Raw genomic sequence first — 21,221 nt, 5'->3', positions numbered from 1 at the left:
ACTATTTTTATTATTTAACGATAACCCATTCGCCAGAAGCAATTAGGCTTTCGGCTTTTTTAAATTTCATCGTTTCGATTGTTCCAGTTGCAACTTGTTGAACTGTTACAGTATCATTACGATTGATTTTTGGCATATCTCTAGTGATAGTTTCAGTAACTTGGCGTTGTTGAGTTTCCCCAGCTTCGCGGTTGATACTTTCACTATTTTCGATTTCGTCTTTACTTAATTTATAATTTTCTTTCTGGCGTACTTCTCTTGCTTCCTGAATTTCTGGAACGTTTTGAGCTGGTAAATCACCTTTGAATAAGAATGAAATAACTTCTTTGTTTACATTCTCAAGCATTGAACGGAATAAATTAAAAGCTTCTAATTTATAGATAAGCAATGGGTCTTTTTGCTCGTGAACAGCAAGTTGAACAGATTGTTTCAATTCGTCCATTTTACGTAAGTGTTTTTTCCAAGCTTCATCAACGATAGATAATGTGATGTTTTTCTCAAAATCTGCAATTAGTTGCGCTCCTTCAGTCTCGTATGCTTTTTTAAGATCGGTAACAACATTTAATGTTTTGATTCCATCTGTAAACGGAACTACAATACGCTCAAATTGGTTGTTTTTCTCTTCGTAAACTCCTTTAATGATAGGAAAAGCTTCTCTTGCACTACGTTCTGTTTTCTCTGTATAAAATGCTAAAGTTTCTTTATAGATTTTTCCTGTAATCTCAATTTCTGTAGATTTAATAAAATCAGCTTCAGAGATTGGAGATGTTATAGAGAAATAACGAATTAAGTCAAATTCGAAATTTTTAAAATCATTAGTTGCTTTATTGTGATCTACGATAACTTCACATGTATCGTAAAGCATGTTTGCGATATCAAGTTTTAAACGCTCACCAAACAATGCATGACGACGACGTTTGTAAACTACTTCACGTTGTGAATTCATAACGTCATCATATTCTAATAAACGTTTACGAACTCCAAAGTTGTTTTCTTCTACTTTTTTCTGAGCACGTTCGATAGATTTGGTCATCATAGAATGCTGAATTACTTCACCTTCTTGTAATCCCATTCTATCCATTACTTTGGCAACTCTTTCTGAACCAAATAAACGCATTAGGTTATCCTCAAGAGAAACATAAAATTGAGAACTTCCCGGATCTCCCTGACGACCAGCACGACCACGTAACTGTCTGTCGACACGACGTGAATCATGACGCTCTGTACCAACGATTGCTAAACCTCCTGCAGCTTTCACCTCTGGAGATAATTTAATATCGGTACCACGACCAGCCATATTGGTTGCAATGGTTACTACTCCGGATTTTCCTGCTTCTTCTACGATTTGTGCCTCTTGCTTGTGCATTTTAGCATTCAATACATTGTGTGCAACACCTCTCATTTTAAGCATACGGCTTAATAACTCAGATATCTCTACAGATGTTGTTCCAATTAAAACAGGTCTTCCTGCTTTTGATAATTCAGTTACATCTTCGATTACAGCATTGAATTTTTCACGTGTAGTTTTGTAAATGTAATCTTCTTTGTCTATTCTAGACATTGGGCGATTCGTAGGAATCTCTACAACATCCAGTTTATATATTTGCCATAACTCACCAGCTTCTGTTACTGCAGTACCAGTCATACCACCTAGTTTGCTGTACATTCTAAAGTAGTTCTGTAATGTAACAGTTGCAAAAGTTTGAGTTGCAGCTTCGATTTTTACGTTTTCTTTAGCCTCAATCGCCTGGTGTAATCCGTCTGAATAACGACGACCATCCATGATACGACCTGTTTGCTCATCGACAATCATAATCTTATTGTCCATGATTACGTACTCTACATCTTTTTCAAAAAGAGCATACGCTTTTAATAACTGAGTTAAAGTATGGATACGCTCGCTTTTTACACCAAAATCCTGAAATAATCTTTCTTTGGCTTCAGCTTCAGCGTCTTTGTCTAATTTTTGTTTTTCAATCGCAGCGATTTCGGTTCCGATATCTGGTAATACAAAAAAGTCTGCATCAGTATCTCCCGATAGGAATTTGATTCCGTTATCAGTTAATTCAACTTGATTGTTTTTTTCTTCAATTACGAAGTATAAAGCCTCATCAATTTTATGCATATCACGGTTGTTGTCCTGCATGTATTGATTTTCGGTTTTTTGAAGCAATTGTTTGATTCCTTCTTCACTCAAAAATTTAATTAAAGCTTTGTTTCTAGGTAAACTTCTGTAAGCTCTTAATAATAAGAAACCACCTTCTTTGGTATTTCCTTCTTTTATTAATTTTTTAGCTTCAGCTAAGAAACCATTTGCCAATTGGCGCTGTAAACTTACTAAGTTTTCAATTTTTGGTTTCAATTCATTAAACTCATGACGGTCTCCTTGAGGAACTGGACCAGAAATGATAAGTGGTGTTCTTGCATCATCAATTAATACAGAATCGACCTCATCGACAATTGCATAATTGTGTTTTCTTTGCACCAAGTCGTTTGGCGAATGCGCCATATTATCTCTTAGGTAGTCAAATCCGAATTCATTATTTGTTCCGTAAGTAATATCGGCATCATATGCTTTTTTTCTTCCTTCAGAACTTGGTTGGTGATTATCAATACAATCAACAGTTAAACCATGAAATTCAAATAAAGGTGCTTTCCATGTACTATCACGTTTTGCTAAGTAATCATTCACAGTTACTAAGTGTACTCCGTTTCCAGTTAAAGCATTTAAATAAAGAGGTAAGGTTGCTACCAAAGTTTTACCCTCACCAGTTTGCATCTCTGCAACTTTTCCTTCATGTAATACCATCCCACCAATTAACTGAACATCGTAGTGAACCATGTCCCAAGTAATTTCTTTTCCGGCAGCATTCCATTTATTAGCCCAGATAGATTTTTCTCCATCTATTGTAATATAAGTTTTTGTAGCCGAAAGTTCGCGGTCTTTTGCAGTAGCAGTAACTTCGATTTGAGAGTTATCTTTAAAACGACGCGCTGTTTCTTTTACTACAGAAAACGCTTCTGGAAGAATCTCCAATAATGTTTTCTCTGAGATTTCGTAAGCTTCTTTTTCTAAAGTATCAATAGCTTCGTAGATGTCTTCTCTTTTATCAATATCCTCAATGCTTTCTACTTCTGTTTTAAGAGAAGCGATTTTAGCATCTTTTTCGGCTCTTGCTTCTTTTATTTTTTCTTTAAAAAATGCAGTCCTAGCCCTTAGCTCGTCATGAGACAAAGCGGTTAAGCTAGTTTCGAAAGTTTTAATTTTGTTTAAATAAGGTTGTAAAGCTTTGACATCTTTTTGTGATTTATCACCTACAAAGACTTTAATAATACTGTTAATGAAACTCATGATCTGTTGGTATTTCTATAATTTATCTAAATGTGTAAATTTAAACAAAAAAAAAGCCTCTTTTTGAGACTTTTTCTTTGGGGTTACTTTTTAATATTCATCCTCGTTCCAAAGATAATCTTCGTCAGTTGGATAATCTGGCCATATTTCTTCCATTGATTCATATATCTCACCTTCGTCCTCGATAGACTGTAGGTTTTCTACTACTTCTAATGGAGCTCCTGCTCTAATAGCGTAGTCTATAAGTTCGTCTTTGTTAGCAGGCCATGGTGCATCACTTAAATAGGATGCTAATTCTAATGTCCAATACATGTTTTGTCGATTTAGTTTGTGCAAAAATAATTTTTTTACTGAGAAAGACAAGTAAAAAACGATTTATTTTAGTAAAATTTAAGAACGTTTCTAATAGTTTTCATTTTTCAGTGGCAGTTTACAAAGTGAATACTTAAAACTGTAACTGATTTACTTTCTCGGAATCCATTTAACTTCTTCCGCTTTTAGGTCTGAAGACAACTTTCGTGCCAAGACAAAAAGGTAGTCAGAAAGTCGGTTTAAGTACTGTATTGCTATTTCGGGAACAGTCTCATTATGGCTTAAATGTACTGCCAATCGTTCGGCACGACGACAAACACAGCGTGCAATGTGACAATATGACACGGTTTGGTGCCCGCCAGGTAATACAAAGTGCGTCATTTGCGGAAGCGTTTCTTCCATGGCATCGATTTGATTTTCAAGTAATTCGATATCAGATGGTACGATACCGAGATTTTTAAGGCGTAATTCTCCGTTTTTAAGTACTTCTTTTTCTACCGGAGTGGCAAGAATTGCTCCTACAGTAAATAAACGATCCTGAATTTCGATTAAAATACTCTTATAATGCGCATCCATTTCCTGATCGCGTATGAGACCTATATAAGAGTTCAATTCATCGACGGTTCCATAACTGTCAATACGAATATGGTCTTTGGGAACGCGAGTACCGCCAAAAAGCGCAGTAGTTCCCTTGTCTCCTGTTTTTGTATATACTTTCATTGTTGTGATTTTAGATTTTAGAGTATGATTTTAGATCTATAGAGTACGTGTAATCTACAATCTAAAATAGAAATCTACAATTATTTTTTAGTAGTAGTGTCGCTTTCGATAACGCCGTCGCGCAAACGAATTACTCGGTGTGCATAGGCGGCAATATCCTCTTCGTGTGTTACCAAAATTACAGTATTGCCATTGGCATGGATGTCTCCAAAAAGCTTCATGATTTCTACAGAGGTTTTACTATCTAAATTTCCGGTAGGTTCATCGGCAAGGATAATCGAAGGTTTATTTACTAATGCCCTTGCAATAGCTACACGCTGGCGTTGTCCACCCGAGAGTTGGTTGGGCTGATGATCCATTCTATCATCAAGATTTACCTGTTTCAATACTTCGGTTGCGCGAACAATTCGTTCCGATTTTGAGTGACCTGCATAAATCATTGGCAAAGCCACATTATCTAGTGCAGTAGTTCTTGGTAAAAGATTAAAAGTCTGGAAAACAAAACCAATTTCTTTATTACGAATCCCAGCCAGTTCATCATCCTTCATTTGGCTAACATCTTTTCCGTTAAGGATATAGCTTCCAGAAGTAGGTGTGTCCAGACATCCCAGTAGGTTCATTAATGTCGATTTTCCAGAACCCGATGGTCCCATTAAAGCTACATATTCTCCTTTATTTATTTCTAAATCAATTCCTTTTAAAACATAAACAATTTCGTTTCCAAGGACAAAATTTCGTTTAATATTAGTTATTTTAATTAATGGATTTGCCATTGGAGTTTATGATTGTTTATTTGCAATTTTTAGATTTTAAAAGTACAAAACACTTTTGAATTAATGATAAGTAGTTCAAAATACATTTTTGTTACAATTGCTGGCGATGACAGATGAATTTATACCAGTTTTTTACACTCAGACCACAACGAAGTAAAATCTTTTATATAATTACTTTTTAATTTTATATAATTGTCATATTTTTTAGTTTTTAATAATTTTAATTCAATAAAAAACGTTATTTATTGATAATTGTTTAGTTTTGTATGAAAAAATAGCTATATTTGACAAATAACATTAACAAATAGAGATTATGAAAAATACACAATTATTGTTCGGAATAGCATTTGTTGCGATGGGATTTACCTCTTGTAAAGATGAAAAAGCTGCACAAGCAGAAAAAACTATTGATACTTATGTTGTATATGTAGATTCAATAAAAAATGTAACTGCTGATAACGTAAAAGCGAATTGGAATGCAATTGAAGATAAGTACAAAGCTAAAGCTGAGAAAGCAGAAATGGCTTTGGCTGATATAAAAGAGAACGCGAAAGATCAAGAAAAAATAGAAGCAAGTAAAGCAAAATATGAAGCTTTTAAAGCTGAAATGGAATTGCTTAATGCTCCAAATCAAAAACAAAAATTAGCAAATGCTTTATTTGGAGATGGAAAAATAACAAATAATGATATGAGTTTTGTATGGGTTAATACAAAAAACATTCTTGGTGTTTACCAACAGTTTGTAGATACTGTCGAAAAAAATAAAGACAGTTATTCCAGAGAAGATTGGGATGAAATAAAAATTATGTACGAAGCACTTGATAGTCGTAAAAATACAGTTGAAAAAGAAGGTCTTACGGCTTCGGATAATAAAAAAATTGCTAAGTTAAAACTGAAATTTGCACCAATGTTTACTTTAAACAGAATGGGAGCAAAATCCGAAGAGACTGCTGAAGCAAAAAAATAGTTAATTGAGTATTTATTTTAGAATTAGGTTGAATTTTGAATTTTGAGCGAAATGGCAGTCAGAAATGGCTGCCATTTTTTTATGCTCTAATTATAAAATGTTCTTTTTCTTGTTCGTATCTAAAAAATACCAATCCCCATTGGTATGTATCAATAGTAACTTTTACCTTGGGATGTTTTTTTATCATTTCCCAGGCTTCTTCCATTTCTGGTGACCAATGTATATCGTCGAAAATCCAAACAGTATCATTGGAAATTGTTGGAAGTAAAAACTCAAAATAATCTAAAGTTGCTTTTTTAGAATGATTTCCATCAAAATAAACTAATTGATAATTAGTAGTTGATAATTGATAATTGCTCAGATAACCCTCAAATTCTGTTACAACCGATTCTACATTATCACAATTAAATTCTTGCAATGCACTTTTGGCAGCCGATGCAGTTGCGAAGCAGCCTTCGAGAGTTGTAACTTTTGTTTTTGTTCCGTAGTTTTGGGATCCTAAGGCTAGGGCAGAAGTAGCCAATCCTAGTGAAGTTCCTATTTCCAGAATGCTGTCAGGTTTAAAATAAGCTGTAATTCGGAAAAGTAATTCGGCTCTTTTAGGAGAAATACCGGCTGTTTTGGCAATCTTAGAGATTTGTCTAGTATTGCTTTTAAAAACTCTGGATCCTGCACCAAAATCAGTTACTTCAATAAAATTCTTATTTTCTAGCAATGATTTTCGATAATTTGTAAGGATCGAATATTCTGGTTTTGGTTTTTTATCGTAGAAACATTTAGTTAGTAAATTAAACACAAAAGGCGAATGCACAGCGTGTTCGTTTTTGGAGTTCCAAAGGAATTTGAGGTACGATTTTATTTGAAATAACATAGTAAGTTGTGCAAAGTAGGCGCGAAGATACAAAAAAGTCATAAAGTCAAAGGTCGAAAGTCAAAGAGGGAAAGGCGAAGATCAAAAGTTTTAAAGTCGAAAGGTAAAGACTTTATGACTTTATGACTTTGGACTTTCAGACTATAAAATGAGTATATTTGCGGGCTTTAAATTTGAGCTAATAGTAATACGCATTTTATGATGACGAAGGAAGAAATAGAGATTAAGAATACGATAACTTCGGAAGAAATAGACCGATGCATTGCTGTTTTGGCACAATTAAATACCGATACGGATCAGATATTTGAGATTCCCAAAGAACAAAGAATTGCTTTGCTTAAAGAAGCTGGGATGTTTTCCAGACCTGACAGAGGTGAATTTTCCAGACGAGTTAAGGATGGGAAGGAAGCTGCTAAACGTAAAAAGGAAAAGAAGGATAAAACGGCTCGTAAAGAAACCGGAATCCGTCATGCTCGTGAAGCAAGTATATTTGTTGCACCAAAATTATTAGCTTATAATGACCTTGCTTATAAGGAACAATTGGAACTGGAAACGCCTAGAAATTGTTATGTATGTAAAACTGGGTTCACCAAGATGCATCACTTTTATGACACAATGTGTACTGATTGTGGCGATTTTAATTATGCCAAACGTTTCCAAACGGCAGATGTAAAGGGACAAGTTGCTGTTATTACAGGTTCTCGTTTAAAAATTGGGTATCATATTACATTGATGCTTTTGCGTGGCGGAGCAACCGTTATTGCAACAACTCGTTTTCCTGTAGATTCGGCACTGCGATTTTCTAAAGAAGAAGATTTTATGGAATGGGGACATCGCTTAAAAATTCACGGATTGGATTTACGTCATATTCCGAGTGTGGAAATTTTCTGTAATTTTATTGAGCAAAAGTACGAGCGATTGGATATTCTTATCAATAATGCTGCGCAAACAGTGAGACGTCCGGCTGGATTCTATACCCATTTAATGGAAAATGAAGAGCTTGCAATAAGTTCTTTGCCTAAACAAGCACAAGAATTATTATTGGATCACACGAATTGCTTGGATGAATTAAAGGTATTGACTTCAGGAGCTTCTTCTAATCAAAATATGCCAGTAACTTGGCACGGACCTGAACCAGGAATTGGTTTGCGTGCTTCGGCCAAATTATCTCAGATTCCTTATTCTTTTGATAATGCGCTTGTAGCAAATGAGGTTTTTCCGGAAGGAGAACTCGATGCCGATTTACAACAGGTTGATTTACGTAAAACAAATAGCTGGCGTTTACGATTGGGGCAAATAGAAACGACTGAGATGATTGAAGTTCAATTAGTAAACTCGGTTGCGCCTTTTGTTTTATGCAATCGCCTTTCGGAAGTAATGAAGAAAGATAATACGGGACAAAAACATATTATAAACGTTTCGGCTATGGAAGGGAAGTTTCATCGCTTTTTTAAAGAAGACCGTCACCCGCATACTAATATGGCAAAAGCTGCTTTGAATATGTTAACGCATACCTCATCGGGAACGTTGGCAAAACATGGAATTTTTATGAATGCTGTTGATACGGGTTGGGTAACCGATGAAGATCCTGCCGAATTAGCCAAAAAGAAACAAGAACTAGAAGATTTTCAGCCACCGCTTGATATTGTTGATGGTGCTGCACGTGTAATGGATCCTTTATTTGACGGAATAAATACTGGAAAGCATTGGTGTGGTAAATTCTTAAAAGACTATAATCCGATTCCTTGGTAGAATTAATTTTTAGTCTCGGTCACAGTCTCAGTTTTTTTACCTCATAATAATAAAAGCCACAACAGAATTAAATTTTGTTGCGGCTTTTGTTATTTAAAACAGTAAAGAAGAAATTTAGTTTACGGAAATTAATTTAATATCAAAAATAAGTACCGAACCTCCAGGAATAGAACTATAATCATTGTCTCCATATCCTAAATGAGCAGGAACTAAAAGAATACCAGTGCCTCCTGTTTTAAAATAAGGAATGCCTTCTGTCCATCCTTTTATAACTTGGTCTAAGCCAAAAGAAATTCCAGCGCTACTTTCGTCAAATACTTTCCCGTCAGTAAAAGAACCTTTGTAGGCTACAGTTACGTTAGAGCTTGTAGTTGGTTGCACTCCAGTTCCAGGCTCGTTAATTACATAATATAAACCAGATTCAGTTCTATGTGCGTCCAATTTATTTTTGGCTACATAATCTTTGATTTGTTGCTCGTTTTTGGCAATATTGTCAACAGGAGAATCAGTGTTTTCTGCTTTTTTGTTTTTGGCACAAGAAATAAAAAGTGTTAAGGCTAATAGTGCAGGTATAAGGTGTTTCATGTATGGTGTTTTTTATTTTAGCTATGTTTTTTATCTATAATATAAGTTTTTGTTTTTATTCTCCCTTTGGGGGTTAGGGGGATTACCCTTCAATCTTAGCAGAAAGCTCAAACCAACGTTCTTCTTTTTGATCTATTTTGTTAATGATATTTTGTAACTCATTGGCTTTTTTCTCAATATCGGCATCGGCTACTTTTCCGTCAGAGAATAATTGCTCAATTTTAGTTTTATCAATCTCTAAATCTTTAATTTCTCTTTCTAGTTTTTGATATTCTTTTTGCTCATTGAAAGTTAAGTTTCCAGTTGGATTGTTTTGTTTCCAATCTTTCTTTTCGGCTTTGTTTTCTTCTTTTTGAGCTACATCACTACTATCTTCATACGCTCTAAAATCGGAATAATTTCCTGGGAAATCTTCAACAACACCTTGTCCTCTAAATATGAACAAGTGATCTACAATTTTATCCATAAAGTATCTATCGTGAGAAACTACCAATAAACATCCAGGATAATCCAAAAGGAAACTCTCAAGAACGTTTAATGTTACGATATCTAAATCGTTTGTAGGCTCATCCAGAATAAGGAAGTTAGGATTCTGAATTAAAACGGTACATAAATACAAACGTTTTAATTCTCCTCCACTTAGTCTATCTACAAAATCGTATTGTTTTTTGGCATCAAAAAGGAAACGCTCCAATAACTGTGAAGCCGAAATGATTTTTCCTTTCATCAACGGGATATATTCTCCGTATTCCTTGATAACATCGATTACACGCTGTCCCGGTTTTGGGTTGATTCCGCTTTGGGTATAATATCCTATTTTGATTGTTTCACCAACAACAACTTTTCCAGAATCTAGCGGAAGCGTTCCTGTTAATAAATTAAGGAAAGTTGATTTTCCAGTTCCGTTTTTACCGATGATTCCGATACGTTCACCACGTTGGAAATCAAAACTAAAATTATCTAAAATAACGTGATCCTTGAATTTTTTAGAAATTTTGTGAAGCTCGATAATCTTGCTTCCCATGCGTTCCATATTAATTTCAAGCTCGACTTTATTTTCGCGACGACGACTTTGTGCTTTTTCTTTAATATCATAAAAGTCATCCTGACGAGATTTAGATTTTGTCGTTCTCGCTTTTGGTTGGCGACGCATCCATTCTAATTCTTTTACAAATAAGTTTTGGGCTTTATCTACACTTGAGTTTTCAGAAGCAATTCGTTCTTCTTTTTTCTCTAAGTAATAAGAATAATTTCCTTTGTATTGGTATAATTTTCCGTTGTCTAATTCTATGATTTCATTACAAACGCGCTCTAGGAAGAAACGGTCGTGTGTAACCATAAATAAGGTAATGTTTTCTTTAGCAAAATAACTCTCCAACCATTCGATCATTTCAAGATCTAAGTGATTGGTAGGCTCATCCAGAATTAATAAATCAGGACGATTGATAAGGATAATGGCTAATGATAAACGTTTTTTTTGCCCTCCAGAAAGACTTTTTACTTTAAGTTTAAAGTTCTCTAGTTTTAGTTTAAACAGAATTTGTTTGTATTGCGTTTCGAAATCCCAAGCATTATGTTGATCCATTCCGTCAAAAGCTTTTTGATATGCTTCCTCGTCTTCTGGATTTTCTAATGCTTTTTCATAAGCTTCAATAACTTTTAGGGTTTCATTATCCGAAGCAAATATGCTTTCTTCGATAGTAAGTTCCTCTTGTAAATTATTGTTTTGCGAAAGAAAAGCCATTTTGATTCCTTTTCTTAAAACTACCTGACCTGTATCTGGTTCTTCCAAACCATTGATAATACTCATAATAGTTGTTTTTCCAGAGCCATTTTTGGCAATGAAAGCAATTTTTTGATCCTTATTGATTCCAAAAGAAATGTTGTCAAATAAGGTTCTTTCGCCAAATGACTTGGATATATTTTCTACAGATAAGTAATTCATGGTGTTCTAGTGCTTTAATTCAAGCTTTTTTGTTTGTTAAAATTGAGAGGTCTCTAATTGAGTCTCTAATTTTAAATAGGAGTCAAAAACGACGGTGCAAAGATAGCTTTTTGAAGCAAACAAAAAAAGATAGCTTTACAACTATCTTTTTTATTAGAATTTCAACATTTTGTTTTCTTTAAAGAGTAATTTGTAGCCTTAAAATTAGATATTCCAAATTCCAGTTTTGGCAATTTCGAGTGCATAGGTAGTAAAATATTTTGGTTTTCTACCAAGAACTTTTTCAATATCATTAGTAATATTAGAATTTCTTCCGTCGAGTACTTGCTCAAAAAGATAATTTACTAACCAGATGTAATCTTCGGGTAATTGATATTCTTGCAACATTTGATTGTATTGTTCTAAAGTCAACGCTTGAAAAGTAATGTCTCTGTTTGTTGCTTTGGCAATTTCAACGACAGCCTGCTTAAATGTTAGTAGTTGTGGTCCTGTGAGCTCATAGGTTTGTCCGTTGTGTGTATCGTGTAAAAGTGATTCGACTACAACATCGGCAATGTCGTCTGCATCTGTAAATGGTTCTAGTGTTTCGGCTCTTGGTAAGGCTACAATTCCTGAGAGAACGGGTTCTAGAAAGAAACTTTCACTAAAGTTTTGGTTAAACCAACTTGCTCTTACAATTGTCCAATGTTTGGCAGTAGCTTTTACAATTTCTTCACAAATTTGAGCTTCTTTTTCGCCTCTGCCAGATAATAAAATCATTTTTTGTACGCCATTTTGTACTGCAAATTTGGTAAATCTCCTGATTGTATCTTCTGCTGAGGGAACGGCCAGATCAGGCTGAAAAGTAATATAAACAGTGTCTATATCTTTAATAACGGCCAACCAAGATTGAGGGTTTTCCCAATCGAAGGGTATTTTTTCAGTTCGGGAACCTAATCGAACTTCTACATCTGTTACTTTTCTTAATCTTTCGACTACTCTGTGGCCTGTTTTTCCGTTTGCACCAAGCACTAAAATTTTCTTTTTGTCCATATCAATTTTTTAAGTGAATATTGATACAAAAGTGATTGTATTAGGGCTAAATCATTTGTCTCAAAAGAATTAAGATTTGTTTGAAAGGGACCCTTGTTATAGTTCGTTGAGATAAGTTTCAAATACGCTATAAAAGAACTTAGATTTTCCGGTTGCTACGTTAAAGTATATATGGGCTTAAGATAAATTTAGAAAAATCAAGAAGGAGGTTCCAGATTCGCCATCACTTTCCATTTCTATAGTTCCTCCATGTAGTTCTACAATTTGTTTGGTAAGATACATACCAAGCCCGGTAGTTTGTTCGCCACCAGTTCCCATTCGTTTGGCTTGGGTAAACTTGTCGAAAATATGATCTTGTAAATTTTTTGGTATACCAATTCCATTATCTTTTACAACCAGTTTTAGCCTATTATCATGCATAGAAGTAGCGATATTGATACAACCATTTTCATGAGTGAATTTAAGACTATTCGATAATAAATTATGAATAGCTCTTTCAAATTTTTGGCGGTCCAGTTTAATAGATTTACCGAAATTAAGATCCTTTGATAATATGATTTGTTTTTTCTCGAGTTCCTTAGAAAAATAGGTAATACATTTCTCGATCAGGGCATCAAAATCTTCATTGGTATAATTCGCTTCTTCTTCTATAACTTGTTCGGTAGTTAAGACGTCTTCGATGATTTTTAGAGCAAAATCACAGCTTTGGTTTAGATAATCGACTAATTGTTTATTCTCTATGAGTTTAAGGTTGCTTTGAAGCATATCGCTAATCATTCTTATGGAAGCGATTGGATTTTTTAGATCATGTGCTGCCCATTGCATGGTTTGTTTTTGTATACTGAGGCTGGAGTGCAAATGATATATGATGTCATTTTGAGAAATAGTACCCACAAAGGTTTCTTTATCATACACCATCAGTACATTTTGTCCGCTACTGTCCATAAGATTAAGAACATCGGCGATTTTATCAGTTTTACCAACAATAGGTTTCTTTGTGAGGCAATCTATAATGATAGAATGTTGTTTTTTTGCCAAATCAGAAGAGGTAAGGATACCTATGGCTTCATTTTCTTCCATTACAACAATCCCTTTTTCTATAGAGTCGCTACGTCTTGCAGTTACGACACCTGCATAGGCATCTAACGTTACATAATCATAATTTACAAATGGTGTTATACTCATAGTTAAAAATCCTTAAGAACTATATTTTTTACTGAAATATTTATTTTGAAATCTACACTTATAAGCTCGCCTTCGGATATAAATGGGAAGACATTTTTTTCTAAAATTTGTATTACTTTTTCTTTTTCTATTTTGGCGAGTATATTTTTATTGACAAAAACGGTTTCTATATTTTTATTACCAACATCGATTGTTTCGAAGCCATTTGGAACTAATAATTCAAATGATTTTGAAAGACCAATCTTACCTTGGATAGAATTCTTTGCAAGAACAAGGATATCTTGAAATGGAGGGAGTTTTATTTCCTCAAAACTGAGATTAATAGTGTATGTTTTGTTTAAATCATTCATATTTTGGAGGGTATAGGAGTGGTGGACAGACAAATATACATTTAAATTTTTATGTTTTAAATAGATGATGCTAAGTCAAAAATGTTTGCTTAAGATTTTTCTTATTTTGTTTTAATATATCGTTTGTATACTTTGGCAGAAGTTTTTTAATATTGAAATTGTATTGAAATTTATGTCAAGCAGATGTTGAGTTATTTATATAAAAGTAGTGTTTTAATGTAGGTTTTTTACGATATCGATGAAAAATATGAATAAAATTTAGATTAAAATTATTAATAAATAAAAAGCAAAACGTGTATTTGTTTGATTTTTAGTTATTTATTGACTGATTTTAAATATGGGAATTACATTAAATATAATGCTCTATATTAAGAATTAAATTAATCGAAAGTATCTAAGCAGATATCTATATCGATATAAAACATTTTTAGCGAACCTTGAAAATCTATTATGTTGTGTACAATCGAGACGTATTGATATAAATTATGGATAAAAAAATGTTTAAGAGGTATTTTAAAACAGAAAAATCCACTTTATTGTTAGTAAAGTGGATTTTTGATTTGAGGTTTTATTTATAAATCTCTAGGTTATTTTGTTGCCTGTTGATTATCTTTCATAAACTTCTGGAAGTTTTCTTCGGAGGCAAAATAGGCGACATTTCCTTCTTCGTTTAATGATACGATATATGCCGAGGCTTTATCGATTTTTTCTCCTGTAAATGGGTCTGTTGCTTTACGAACGCTTTCGTCGCTTGGGATGCGTTCTACGCACATTGCACAACATCCGTAGTACATTTTTCCATCAAAGGGAACTTCCATTTGCTTTTTTGCCATGTGTTTGTCATTGACCATACATACCTCATCGGTAGGAACATGTTTTGCTATGTTAGGAATATCTTGTTGTACTGGTATTTCTTGCGGTGTTTGTACTGCGATTTGTTCTTTGACTTCTTTGTCTTTGCAAGAAATTAATACTGCTGCAATTGCGGCTATAATTAGGTATTTGCTATATATTTTCATTGTTTTTATTTTTTGATTTTTGTTCCTTCTACTATTTCTTCGGTGGCTTTTAGGAGTATGTTATCGTCTTCGTTTAATTCGCCAAATACTTCGATTTTATCCATTAATGGTCGTCCTTTTGAAACGGGAATGTTTTTGGTCATTCCGTTTTCGATGCGAATTACATACATGCCGATATTACTTTCGACTAAGGCTGTTTTTGGAATGAAAAATGTTGCTTCTTTTGCTTGCAACGGTATCATTGCTTCGACTATCATTAGGGGTTTTAGCTCTGGATATACTTTCATTAAATCGGCTTCGATACGTTCGGAACGAAGTTTGAAATCTAGCACTCCTGATTTTCGAGATATTTTTGCCATATACTTTTTCTGAGGTATCGAACTTACCTTGAAGTGTATAGAATCGCCTGAGTTTAAAAAGGCTGTATTTGCCTCGGGAACTGATAAGGAAACTCTTAATTTCTTATTATCCTGAAGTATTAATAAGGGTTTGTCGGAACCTTTTCCCATTGGGCCAACATACGAGCCTAAGTCGATGTTTCTTTCGGCAACGATTCCGCTAAATGGCGCTCGGATTACTAAGTAATCGTTCATAATTTGTATTTCCTGATAGGCTGATTTGGCAGCTTCTAGTTGTGCTTGGTCGGCTAGTTTTCTTGCTGTAATCTGGTCTAAAGCATCTTTGGCAATGGCACCTTTTGTTTCATTTGCTTTGAACATTCGGTCGTAATTAGATTTTGTAGCAATGTATATTGCTTCTTGTGCTTTCCATTTTGATTTTGCCGATGCTAATTGTGCCTGAATTTCTGGCGCTTCGAGTACAAGGATAACTTGTCCTTTGGTCACTACGGAGCCAATATCTACAGGAAGTTTCTTAACATAACTGTTTACTTTGGCATAAATAGCCGTTTCTTGGTCAGAAACTAACTCTCCAGCTAGTTTTAATTGTACTAGCGGATTGCTTTTTTTGATGGCTATTGTTTCAAAATTTGGCATCATCATCATTGGCATCGCGTCTGTTTTTTCGGCCTTTTTAGTTTCTGAATTGCAGGATGCAAATACAATTCCGATAAGGATATAATAGATTAGTTTCATATGTAGATAATATTTGTTTTTTATTGGAATATGGTATCGCCATTCTTCATTATTGTTTATGATTTCGAATCATGGCGATTTCATACGTAGATAATTTATTTTTCTGATGTTATATAATGTGTACTGTTTTCGTCCTCAGGGTCTAATGATGGGGATTGTGTCGATGCTTTGCCTTGTATCCATACAAATACTAATGGTAAAAGGAGCAATACACTAAATGAGGATGCGATTAATCCGCCTATTACGGCTCTTCCTAGTGGTGCAACTTGGTCGCCACCTTCGCCATGTCCTATAGCCATAGGTAGCATTCCTGCTATCATTGCCAGCGATGTCATAATAATAGGACGAATACGAAGTGATGCTGCTTGAATGGCTGAGGTTAATGCATTTCCGTTTTGCATACGTAAGGTTTCGGCATTACTTATTAATAATACGGCATTGGCAATAGATACTCCTACGGACATAATGATTCCCATGTATGATTGTAGGTTTAATGTTGAGCCTGTTGCTTTCATTAATAACAGTGAACCTAAGATTACAAATGGAACGGTTGTTAGGATTACAAACGAAACTTTGAATGATTGGTAATTAGCCGCCAACATTAAGAAGATAACCATAATGGCAATTAATAATCCTAATGCCAAGCTGCTCATGGTTTCGTCTAGGACAGGTACCATCCCTGAGATTTGAATATTTACTCCTTTTGGTAATTCTCCCAATGATGTAATCGCTGCTTGTACATCTTTTTGCGCACGACCTAAATCGGTATTATGAATATTTGCCGTAACGGGTGTGTAGCCCATTGTTCCTAGATTGTAACTTTCGCCCAAAACTTTTGTTGGTGTAATGGTAGCTACATCGCCCAGAACAGGTCGGTCGGAGTTTTTTCCTAACGGAACATTAAGTAATTCGTCTTTGCTATTTAATATATTTTGCGGCGTTTGTACTTGTACATCGTAAGCAATTCCCATCATTCCGCCTACCCACATATTCTTGCTTGTATAGCGTGAAGATGCTGTAATTGGTACTAATGAACGAGCAATATCTTGCGCATCGATTCCTAATTGTGCAGCTCTAATTCTGTCGATATTAATTTCATAAGCTGGATAGCTTAACGATTGTGGAATTTGCTGGTCTCTTAAATAATCGATTTCTTTTAGTTTTGCCAGTAATTTATTGGCGTACATGATGTTCATTTTTTTCATCATTCCAGAAAAACGAACTTCGATTGGCGTATTAGTTCCTTGGCTAAGAATCTTTTCTGTTAGTTCTATTGGTTCGAAAGAAAAATGCAATTCGGGCATTTTTGTTTTCATATGATGACGGATTTTTTCTTTTAAATCATTGGTGTTTCCGTCAAAATCTTTTAATGCAATTTGCATCAATGCTTCGTGTGGTCCTGCATTATATAGGTAAATTGGGCTTACCGCAAATGATGATGGATGCTGACCGATAAATACCGAAGAAATTGCAATGTGGTCTTTGCCAATTACGGTTTCTAGCTCGCGTAAAACCTGTTTAATTTTTAGTTCTGTTTTTTCGATTCGAGTTCCTTCGGGCGCTTTTATACGTACCTGAAACTGACTTGAGTTTACAGTTGGCAATACATCTTTTCCTGTATTACTGTACATTACAAAAATACCTAAGGCAACTACGACAAAACTGGCAATTAATATGGTTTTGCGTTTTTCCATTATAGATTGTAAGAACGTTACAAAACGATTTTTAAATCTATCAAATTTGTCTTCTTTGTGTTCATGACCTTCTTCTTTTGCTTTCATTAACCAGTTTGCCATTACGGGAACAAAGGTTTGTGATAGGATGAATGACAAAATCATCGAGAATCCTATAGCAAGTGCCAATGGCATGAATAATGAACCAGGGATTCCTGTCATCATAAATGCTGGTGCAAATACTGCCAAAATACAAAGTAGTATCAATAATTTAGGGAAGGCAATTTCGCGACAAGCGTCTAGAATTGCTTTGGCTTTTGTCTTGCCCATTGCAAGATGTTGGTGGATGTTTTCGATAGTAACGGTACTTTCGTCAACCAAGATTCCTATGGCTAGAGCTAATCCTGATAAGGACATAATATTGATACTTTGCCCAAATAATTTCAGGAATAATACCCCCGAAATAATCGAAATAGGTATCGTTAATACCACAATTAAAGCGGCTCTGTTATCACGCAAGAATAGTAATACCATTAATCCGGTTAATAGTGCGCCTAATACACCCTCGAGTATCAAACTTTTTACGGCATTGATAACATATACTGATTGGTCAAACTCATAAGAAATAGTAACATCATCTGGTAAATTGTTCTGAATCATCGGGATGGCTTTCTTTAAATTTTTTACCACATCCCAAGTCGATGCATTACCCGATTTTGCAATATTAATGTATACAGAGCGTGCTCCGTTAATCAAAGCATAACCTGTTGTAATATCGGCTCCATCTTTTACAGTTGCTACATCGCGGATATAGACATTCTCAACTCCGCCTTTAAAAATCGGAATATTTCCAAAATCGGCAACTTCTTTAATCGTGTTATTTGTAGGCGTTAAATAATTAATATCATCAATGTATATATTACCAGATGGTGAGGTAATATTATTGCGACTAATAGCTTCTACAATTTGCTCAGGAGTTAATTGATGGGTACGTAATTTATTCGGGTCGATGTTTATTTCGATTGTTCTTGGGCTTCCGCCAAAGGGTGGTGCGGTTGTTAATCCCGGAATTTTAATCAAGAATGGTCGAGCCGTAAAGTTGGCGATATCCTGTAACTCGTTATTGGTTTTTGAATTACTCTTGAAAACCAATTGTCCAACAGGTTGTGACGATGCATCAAATCTTATGATGAATGGAGGCGGAGCTCCCGGTGGCAAAAATACCTGTGAACGGTTTGACAAGGCATTGATTTCGGCAATAGCCTGACCCATATCTGTACCCTCATAAAAGTTTATTTTCATTAAGGTAAGTCCTTGTGTATTCTTGGTTTCGATGCTTTCGATTCCGCTTGTAAACAACATCATGTTTACGTACATCTTCGTAAAATAACCTTCCATTTGTTGAGGTGTATAGCCATTAAAGGAATGGGCAATATACACGACTGGAAGATTCATATCTGGCAGAATATCTACCTTTATATCTTTGGTAGCTTTAATTCCGAAGAATAAAAGCCCTAGCACCATCACCATAATCGAGATGGGCTTGCGCAAGGCAAAACGTATTAAATTCATAATTTATGCTTTAGTATATGGCGTTTAATAAAATAGTCAGGTCACCTTTGGCTGCAGCTTTAATCCATAAGGCTTGCCAGATGTTGTTTTGTGCTATTTCATAGTCTATTTCGGCTCTGTTGAGCGTATAGAAAGATTGTGTCAGGTCTACAATAGTGGTTAATCCGTTATTGTATAATGCAGTATGTTGTTGATAAGCCTCTGTAGCAGCTTTTACTTGCGTTTTGGTTTCTTCAAAATTTTCAAATGCATTTTTTAATTTATCATCTGCCAATTTTTGTTGTGCCACAAGTTCTTGATTCATATAATCATATTCCTTTTGCAAGGATTGAGTAATGAATTTTTGCTCTTTCTTTTTGGATGACTGACGATATACATTCATCAGATTCCAACTTATGCCAATACCTACAAGATAATTGCTACGGTCTATGCCAACTCCATCTGAGTAGGATTTAGAAAAGGCGGAATTGTCTTGTACATAATTCCAATCGAACCCTGAACCGCGACCTTGTATTACACCAAATGACGAAATAGTAGGAAGTCCAAGTGCAGATTGTAATTTTTCTTGTTGCACGCTTTTTTGAACCGCACTGTTTTGCCATTCCAAAATAGGATGTTTGCTAGTTTCTAATGAAGATTCAAGAAGTAGCATAGGAGTTTTGCTGGTAAAAAGGCTATCGAGTTCATACTTACGATATTCTTCGCCCATCATAACAGCCAGTGCTTTGGAGTAATCGAGTTCTAAATCATTGGCTTTTATTACTGCCGATTTAGCATTGGCAACTTCGGCTTTCGCCAAAGAAAAATCTACTTCTGGAATCAAGCCACTATTAGAACGGCTTTCGGTAGTTGTAGCAACAACTTCGGCACGTTCTAGATTTTTATCCTGTACAAATTTTACGCGTTGTGCAGCCAAGAGATTTAAGTAAGCAGCGCCAACTTTTACCTGATGTTGAAATTTTAATTGGTCTAAGTCTTTTTGAGCAACAGTTTCATCGGCTTTGGCAATAGCAACCTGGCTTTTTATTTTGCCAAAAGTAAATAGGTTCCAATTGATGTTTGCTAAGTAAAGAGAGCCAAAAGCGGCATTCCAGTTTTGTTCCTGCAAAGGCATAGATGTCGATGCAACACCCAAACCTCCGTAACCATATAAAGGTCCGTTTTGAGCATTGATAGTTCCATAACTTTGTTGTGCCATCAATGTGAAATCAGGCAAATATTGACTTTTTTGGTATATTACATTTTCTCTCGAAGCAAGTACCATTGCTTCTTTGGCTTTTATTTTTTCAAAATTCTGAACAGAACGTTCAAGAGCATTTGGTAAAGTTACGGTCTGCGCCAAAAGATTTCCAGAGGCAAAACCGATGAATACCAATGCAAAGAATTGCATTTTCATACATTTATATTTAAAATTAAACAATAGAAGTCCCATGCTTTTCTTTGGGAATAGCACAGTTTATCAATTGAATAAAATCAAATACGATATACGCAATAATAAATGTAGAGTAGGGTGTTCCTAATAGGAATCGTCGTAAAGACGTATGAAAATCCAGAAGTTTTTACCTGTGGAAGTTCATAGCCAAAGACAACTTTAAAGAAATGAAAAGGCAAGGCAACTCCTAGGTATTTAAAAGGAGGAATCTCAGAAGTTGCTTTTTGCGCCTTTTCTGTTATTTTTAATAATTTGGTTTCATGCTTGCAGCAATCCTTACGTATTTTTTTGTCTTTAAAAGCACATTTAGTACATGGTTGCCCCTGTTTGTTTTGTGCAAAAAAATAAGTTTCCTGTTGAACTCCTTTGCAGATATGAGTATTCTTGGTAAAGCCACAAGACAATACCAAGTAAAAAAAGGAGAGGAATAAGATTAATGCTTTTTTCATATCAGGGAACAAAGGTTGCTATCTTCTTGCAAATCGTTGTTGTATAATTTTGGTAGATATTTGTAAGATTTACAATTTTTATTTTACCATTAAGGGATTAACCGCAAAGGACGCAAGGGGCACAAAGTTTTTCTCCAA

General features: G+C 34.8%; 17 protein-coding genes. 2 read left to right on the top strand and 15 right to left on the bottom strand.

The features are described from left to right. Positions 1–10: 10 nt before the first annotated feature. The 4 genes from secA to OIU83_RS02140 all read right to left on the bottom strand — a co-directional run bounded on the left by secA (position 11) and on the right by OIU83_RS02140 (position 5,157). Positions 11–3,352 carry a preprotein translocase subunit SecA gene (secA, locus tag OIU83_RS02155; protein WP_264204639.1) on the bottom strand — a complete coding sequence of 1,114 codons (3,342 nt, stop codon included), beginning with the start codon at positions 3,350–3,352 and terminating at the stop codon, positions 11–13. A gap of 90 nt (positions 3,353–3,442) precedes the next feature. Then, complete coding sequence (locus OIU83_RS02150) at positions 3,443–3,664, bottom strand: DUF2795 domain-containing protein (protein WP_007138072.1); 222 nt, start codon at positions 3,662–3,664, stop codon at positions 3,443–3,445. A gap of 150 nt (positions 3,665–3,814) precedes the next feature. Further along, on the bottom strand, positions 3,815–4,384 hold the full coding sequence (locus OIU83_RS02145; protein ID WP_264204638.1) for a cob(I)yrinic acid a,c-diamide adenosyltransferase: 570 nt from the start codon (positions 4,382–4,384) through the stop codon (positions 3,815–3,817). An 80-nt stretch (positions 4,385–4,464) separates the two neighbouring features. Further along, the gene (locus OIU83_RS02140; protein WP_264204637.1) at positions 4,465–5,157 is read right to left on the bottom strand and encodes an ABC transporter ATP-binding protein; all 693 of its coding nucleotides are present in this window, start codon (positions 5,155–5,157) and stop codon (positions 4,465–4,467) included. A gap of 313 nt (positions 5,158–5,470) precedes the next feature. Between OIU83_RS02140 and OIU83_RS02135 the strand changes: the two genes are divergently transcribed. Then, a complete protein-coding gene (locus tag OIU83_RS02135) occupies positions 5,471–6,124 on the top strand; it encodes a DUF6565 domain-containing protein (protein ID WP_264204636.1) in 654 nt (217 codons plus the stop codon). Positions 6,125–6,203: 79 nt separating this feature from the next. On the opposite strand, the gene OIU83_RS02130 is transcribed toward OIU83_RS02135, so the two are convergent. Continuing rightward, positions 6,204–6,995: an O-methyltransferase gene (locus OIU83_RS02130; RefSeq protein ID WP_264204635.1), complete on the bottom strand. Its 792-nt coding sequence runs from the start codon at positions 6,993–6,995 to the stop codon at positions 6,204–6,206. Between the two features lie 201 nt (positions 6,996–7,196). Here OIU83_RS02130 and OIU83_RS02125 point away from each other — a divergent pair, with 201 nt between their 5' ends. Further along, positions 7,197–8,747 carry an SDR family NAD(P)-dependent oxidoreductase gene (locus tag OIU83_RS02125; RefSeq protein WP_264204927.1) on the top strand — a complete coding sequence of 517 codons (1,551 nt, stop codon included), beginning with the start codon at positions 7,197–7,199 and terminating at the stop codon, positions 8,745–8,747. Between the two features lie 114 nt (positions 8,748–8,861). Here the strand turns inward: OIU83_RS02125 and OIU83_RS02120 are convergent, their stop codons facing one another. The 10 genes from OIU83_RS02120 to OIU83_RS02075 all read right to left on the bottom strand — a co-directional run bounded on the left by OIU83_RS02120 (position 8,862) and on the right by OIU83_RS02075 (position 21,083). Continuing rightward, entirely contained in the window at positions 8,862–9,332 is a 471-nt protein-coding gene (locus tag OIU83_RS02120; RefSeq protein WP_264204634.1) for an FKBP-type peptidyl-prolyl cis-trans isomerase, read from the bottom strand. An 82-nt stretch (positions 9,333–9,414) separates the two neighbouring features. Then, positions 9,415–11,277, bottom strand: coding sequence for an ABC-F family ATP-binding cassette domain-containing protein (locus OIU83_RS02115; RefSeq protein ID WP_264204633.1), 1,863 nt, complete (start codon positions 11,275–11,277; stop codon positions 9,415–9,417). Positions 11,278–11,481: 204 nt separating this feature from the next. Beyond that, positions 11,482–12,309 (bottom strand): NAD(P)H-binding protein, encoded by an 828-nt coding sequence (locus tag OIU83_RS02110; RefSeq protein ID WP_264204632.1) that lies wholly within the window; start codon positions 12,307–12,309, stop codon positions 11,482–11,484. Between the two features lie 177 nt (positions 12,310–12,486). Beyond that, positions 12,487–13,494 (bottom strand): ATP-binding protein, encoded by a 1,008-nt coding sequence (locus tag OIU83_RS02105; RefSeq protein ID WP_264204631.1) that lies wholly within the window; start codon positions 13,492–13,494, stop codon positions 12,487–12,489. Positions 13,495–13,496: 2 nt separating this feature from the next. After that, positions 13,497–13,844 carry a hypothetical protein gene (locus OIU83_RS02100; protein ID WP_264204630.1) on the bottom strand — a complete coding sequence of 116 codons (348 nt, stop codon included), beginning with the start codon at positions 13,842–13,844 and terminating at the stop codon, positions 13,497–13,499. Positions 13,845–14,431: 587 nt separating this feature from the next. Beyond that, entirely contained in the window at positions 14,432–14,863 is a 432-nt protein-coding gene (locus OIU83_RS02095; RefSeq protein ID WP_264204629.1) for a hypothetical protein, read from the bottom strand. Between the two features lie 5 nt (positions 14,864–14,868). Further along, entirely contained in the window at positions 14,869–15,957 is a 1,089-nt protein-coding gene (locus OIU83_RS02090) for an efflux RND transporter periplasmic adaptor subunit (RefSeq protein ID WP_264204628.1), read from the bottom strand. A 95-nt stretch (positions 15,958–16,052) separates the two neighbouring features. Continuing rightward, the gene (locus OIU83_RS02085) at positions 16,053–19,202 is read right to left on the bottom strand and encodes an efflux RND transporter permease subunit (RefSeq protein WP_264204627.1); all 3,150 of its coding nucleotides are present in this window, start codon (positions 19,200–19,202) and stop codon (positions 16,053–16,055) included. Between the two features lie 10 nt (positions 19,203–19,212). Continuing rightward, positions 19,213–20,598 (bottom strand): TolC family protein, encoded by a 1,386-nt coding sequence (locus OIU83_RS02080; protein WP_264204626.1) that lies wholly within the window; start codon positions 20,596–20,598, stop codon positions 19,213–19,215. Positions 20,599–20,675: 77 nt separating this feature from the next. Beyond that, on the bottom strand, positions 20,676–21,083 hold the full coding sequence (locus tag OIU83_RS02075; protein ID WP_264204625.1) for an HYC_CC_PP family protein: 408 nt from the start codon (positions 21,081–21,083) through the stop codon (positions 20,676–20,678). Positions 21,084–21,221 lie beyond the last annotated feature (138 nt).

This window comes from Flavobacterium shii (assembly GCF_025847235.1).
GTDB lineage: Bacteria > Bacteroidota > Bacteroidia > Flavobacteriales > Flavobacteriaceae > Flavobacterium > Flavobacterium shii.
Note: the sequence above shows the minus strand (reverse complement) of the source record. Positions and strands in the feature narration are given on the sequence as shown.

Coding starts and splice junctions, on each gene's coding strand:
- secA (WP_264204639.1), bottom strand. CDS start 3,352: ATGAGTTTCATTAACAGTATTATTAAAGTCTTTGTAGGTGATAAATCA.
- OIU83_RS02095 (WP_264204629.1), bottom strand. CDS start 14,863: ATGAAAATATATAGCAAATACCTAATTATAGCCGCAATTGCAGCAGTA.
- OIU83_RS02135 (WP_264204636.1), top strand. CDS start 5,471: ATGAAAAATACACAATTATTGTTCGGAATAGCATTTGTTGCGATGGGA.
- OIU83_RS02115 (WP_264204633.1), bottom strand. CDS start 11,277: ATGAATTACTTATCTGTAGAAAATATATCCAAGTCATTTGGCGAAAGA.
- OIU83_RS02090 (WP_264204628.1), bottom strand. CDS start 15,957: ATGAAACTAATCTATTATATCCTTATCGGAATTGTATTTGCATCCTGC.
- OIU83_RS02130 (WP_264204635.1), bottom strand. CDS start 6,995: ATGTTATTTCAAATAAAATCGTACCTCAAATTCCTTTGGAACTCCAAA.
- OIU83_RS02140 (WP_264204637.1), bottom strand. CDS start 5,157: ATGGCAAATCCATTAATTAAAATAACTAATATTAAACGAAATTTTGTC.
- OIU83_RS02105 (WP_264204631.1), bottom strand. CDS start 13,494: ATGAGTATAACACCATTTGTAAATTATGATTATGTAACGTTAGATGCC.
- OIU83_RS02120 (WP_264204634.1), bottom strand. CDS start 9,332: ATGAAACACCTTATACCTGCACTATTAGCCTTAACACTTTTTATTTCT.
- OIU83_RS02100 (WP_264204630.1), bottom strand. CDS start 13,844: ATGAATGATTTAAACAAAACATACACTATTAATCTCAGTTTTGAGGAA.
- OIU83_RS02125 (WP_264204927.1), top strand. CDS start 7,197: ATGACGAAGGAAGAAATAGAGATTAAGAATACGATAACTTCGGAAGAA.
- OIU83_RS02145 (WP_264204638.1), bottom strand. CDS start 4,384: ATGAAAGTATATACAAAAACAGGAGACAAGGGAACTACTGCGCTTTTT.
- OIU83_RS02080 (WP_264204626.1), bottom strand. CDS start 20,598: ATGAAAATGCAATTCTTTGCATTGGTATTCATCGGTTTTGCCTCTGGA.
- OIU83_RS02110 (WP_264204632.1), bottom strand. CDS start 12,309: ATGGACAAAAAGAAAATTTTAGTGCTTGGTGCAAACGGAAAAACAGGC.
- OIU83_RS02075 (WP_264204625.1), bottom strand. CDS start 21,083: ATGAAAAAAGCATTAATCTTATTCCTCTCCTTTTTTTACTTGGTATTG.
- OIU83_RS02150 (WP_007138072.1), bottom strand. CDS start 3,664: ATGTATTGGACATTAGAATTAGCATCCTATTTAAGTGATGCACCATGG.
- OIU83_RS02085 (WP_264204627.1), bottom strand. CDS start 19,202: ATGAATTTAATACGTTTTGCCTTGCGCAAGCCCATCTCGATTATGGTG.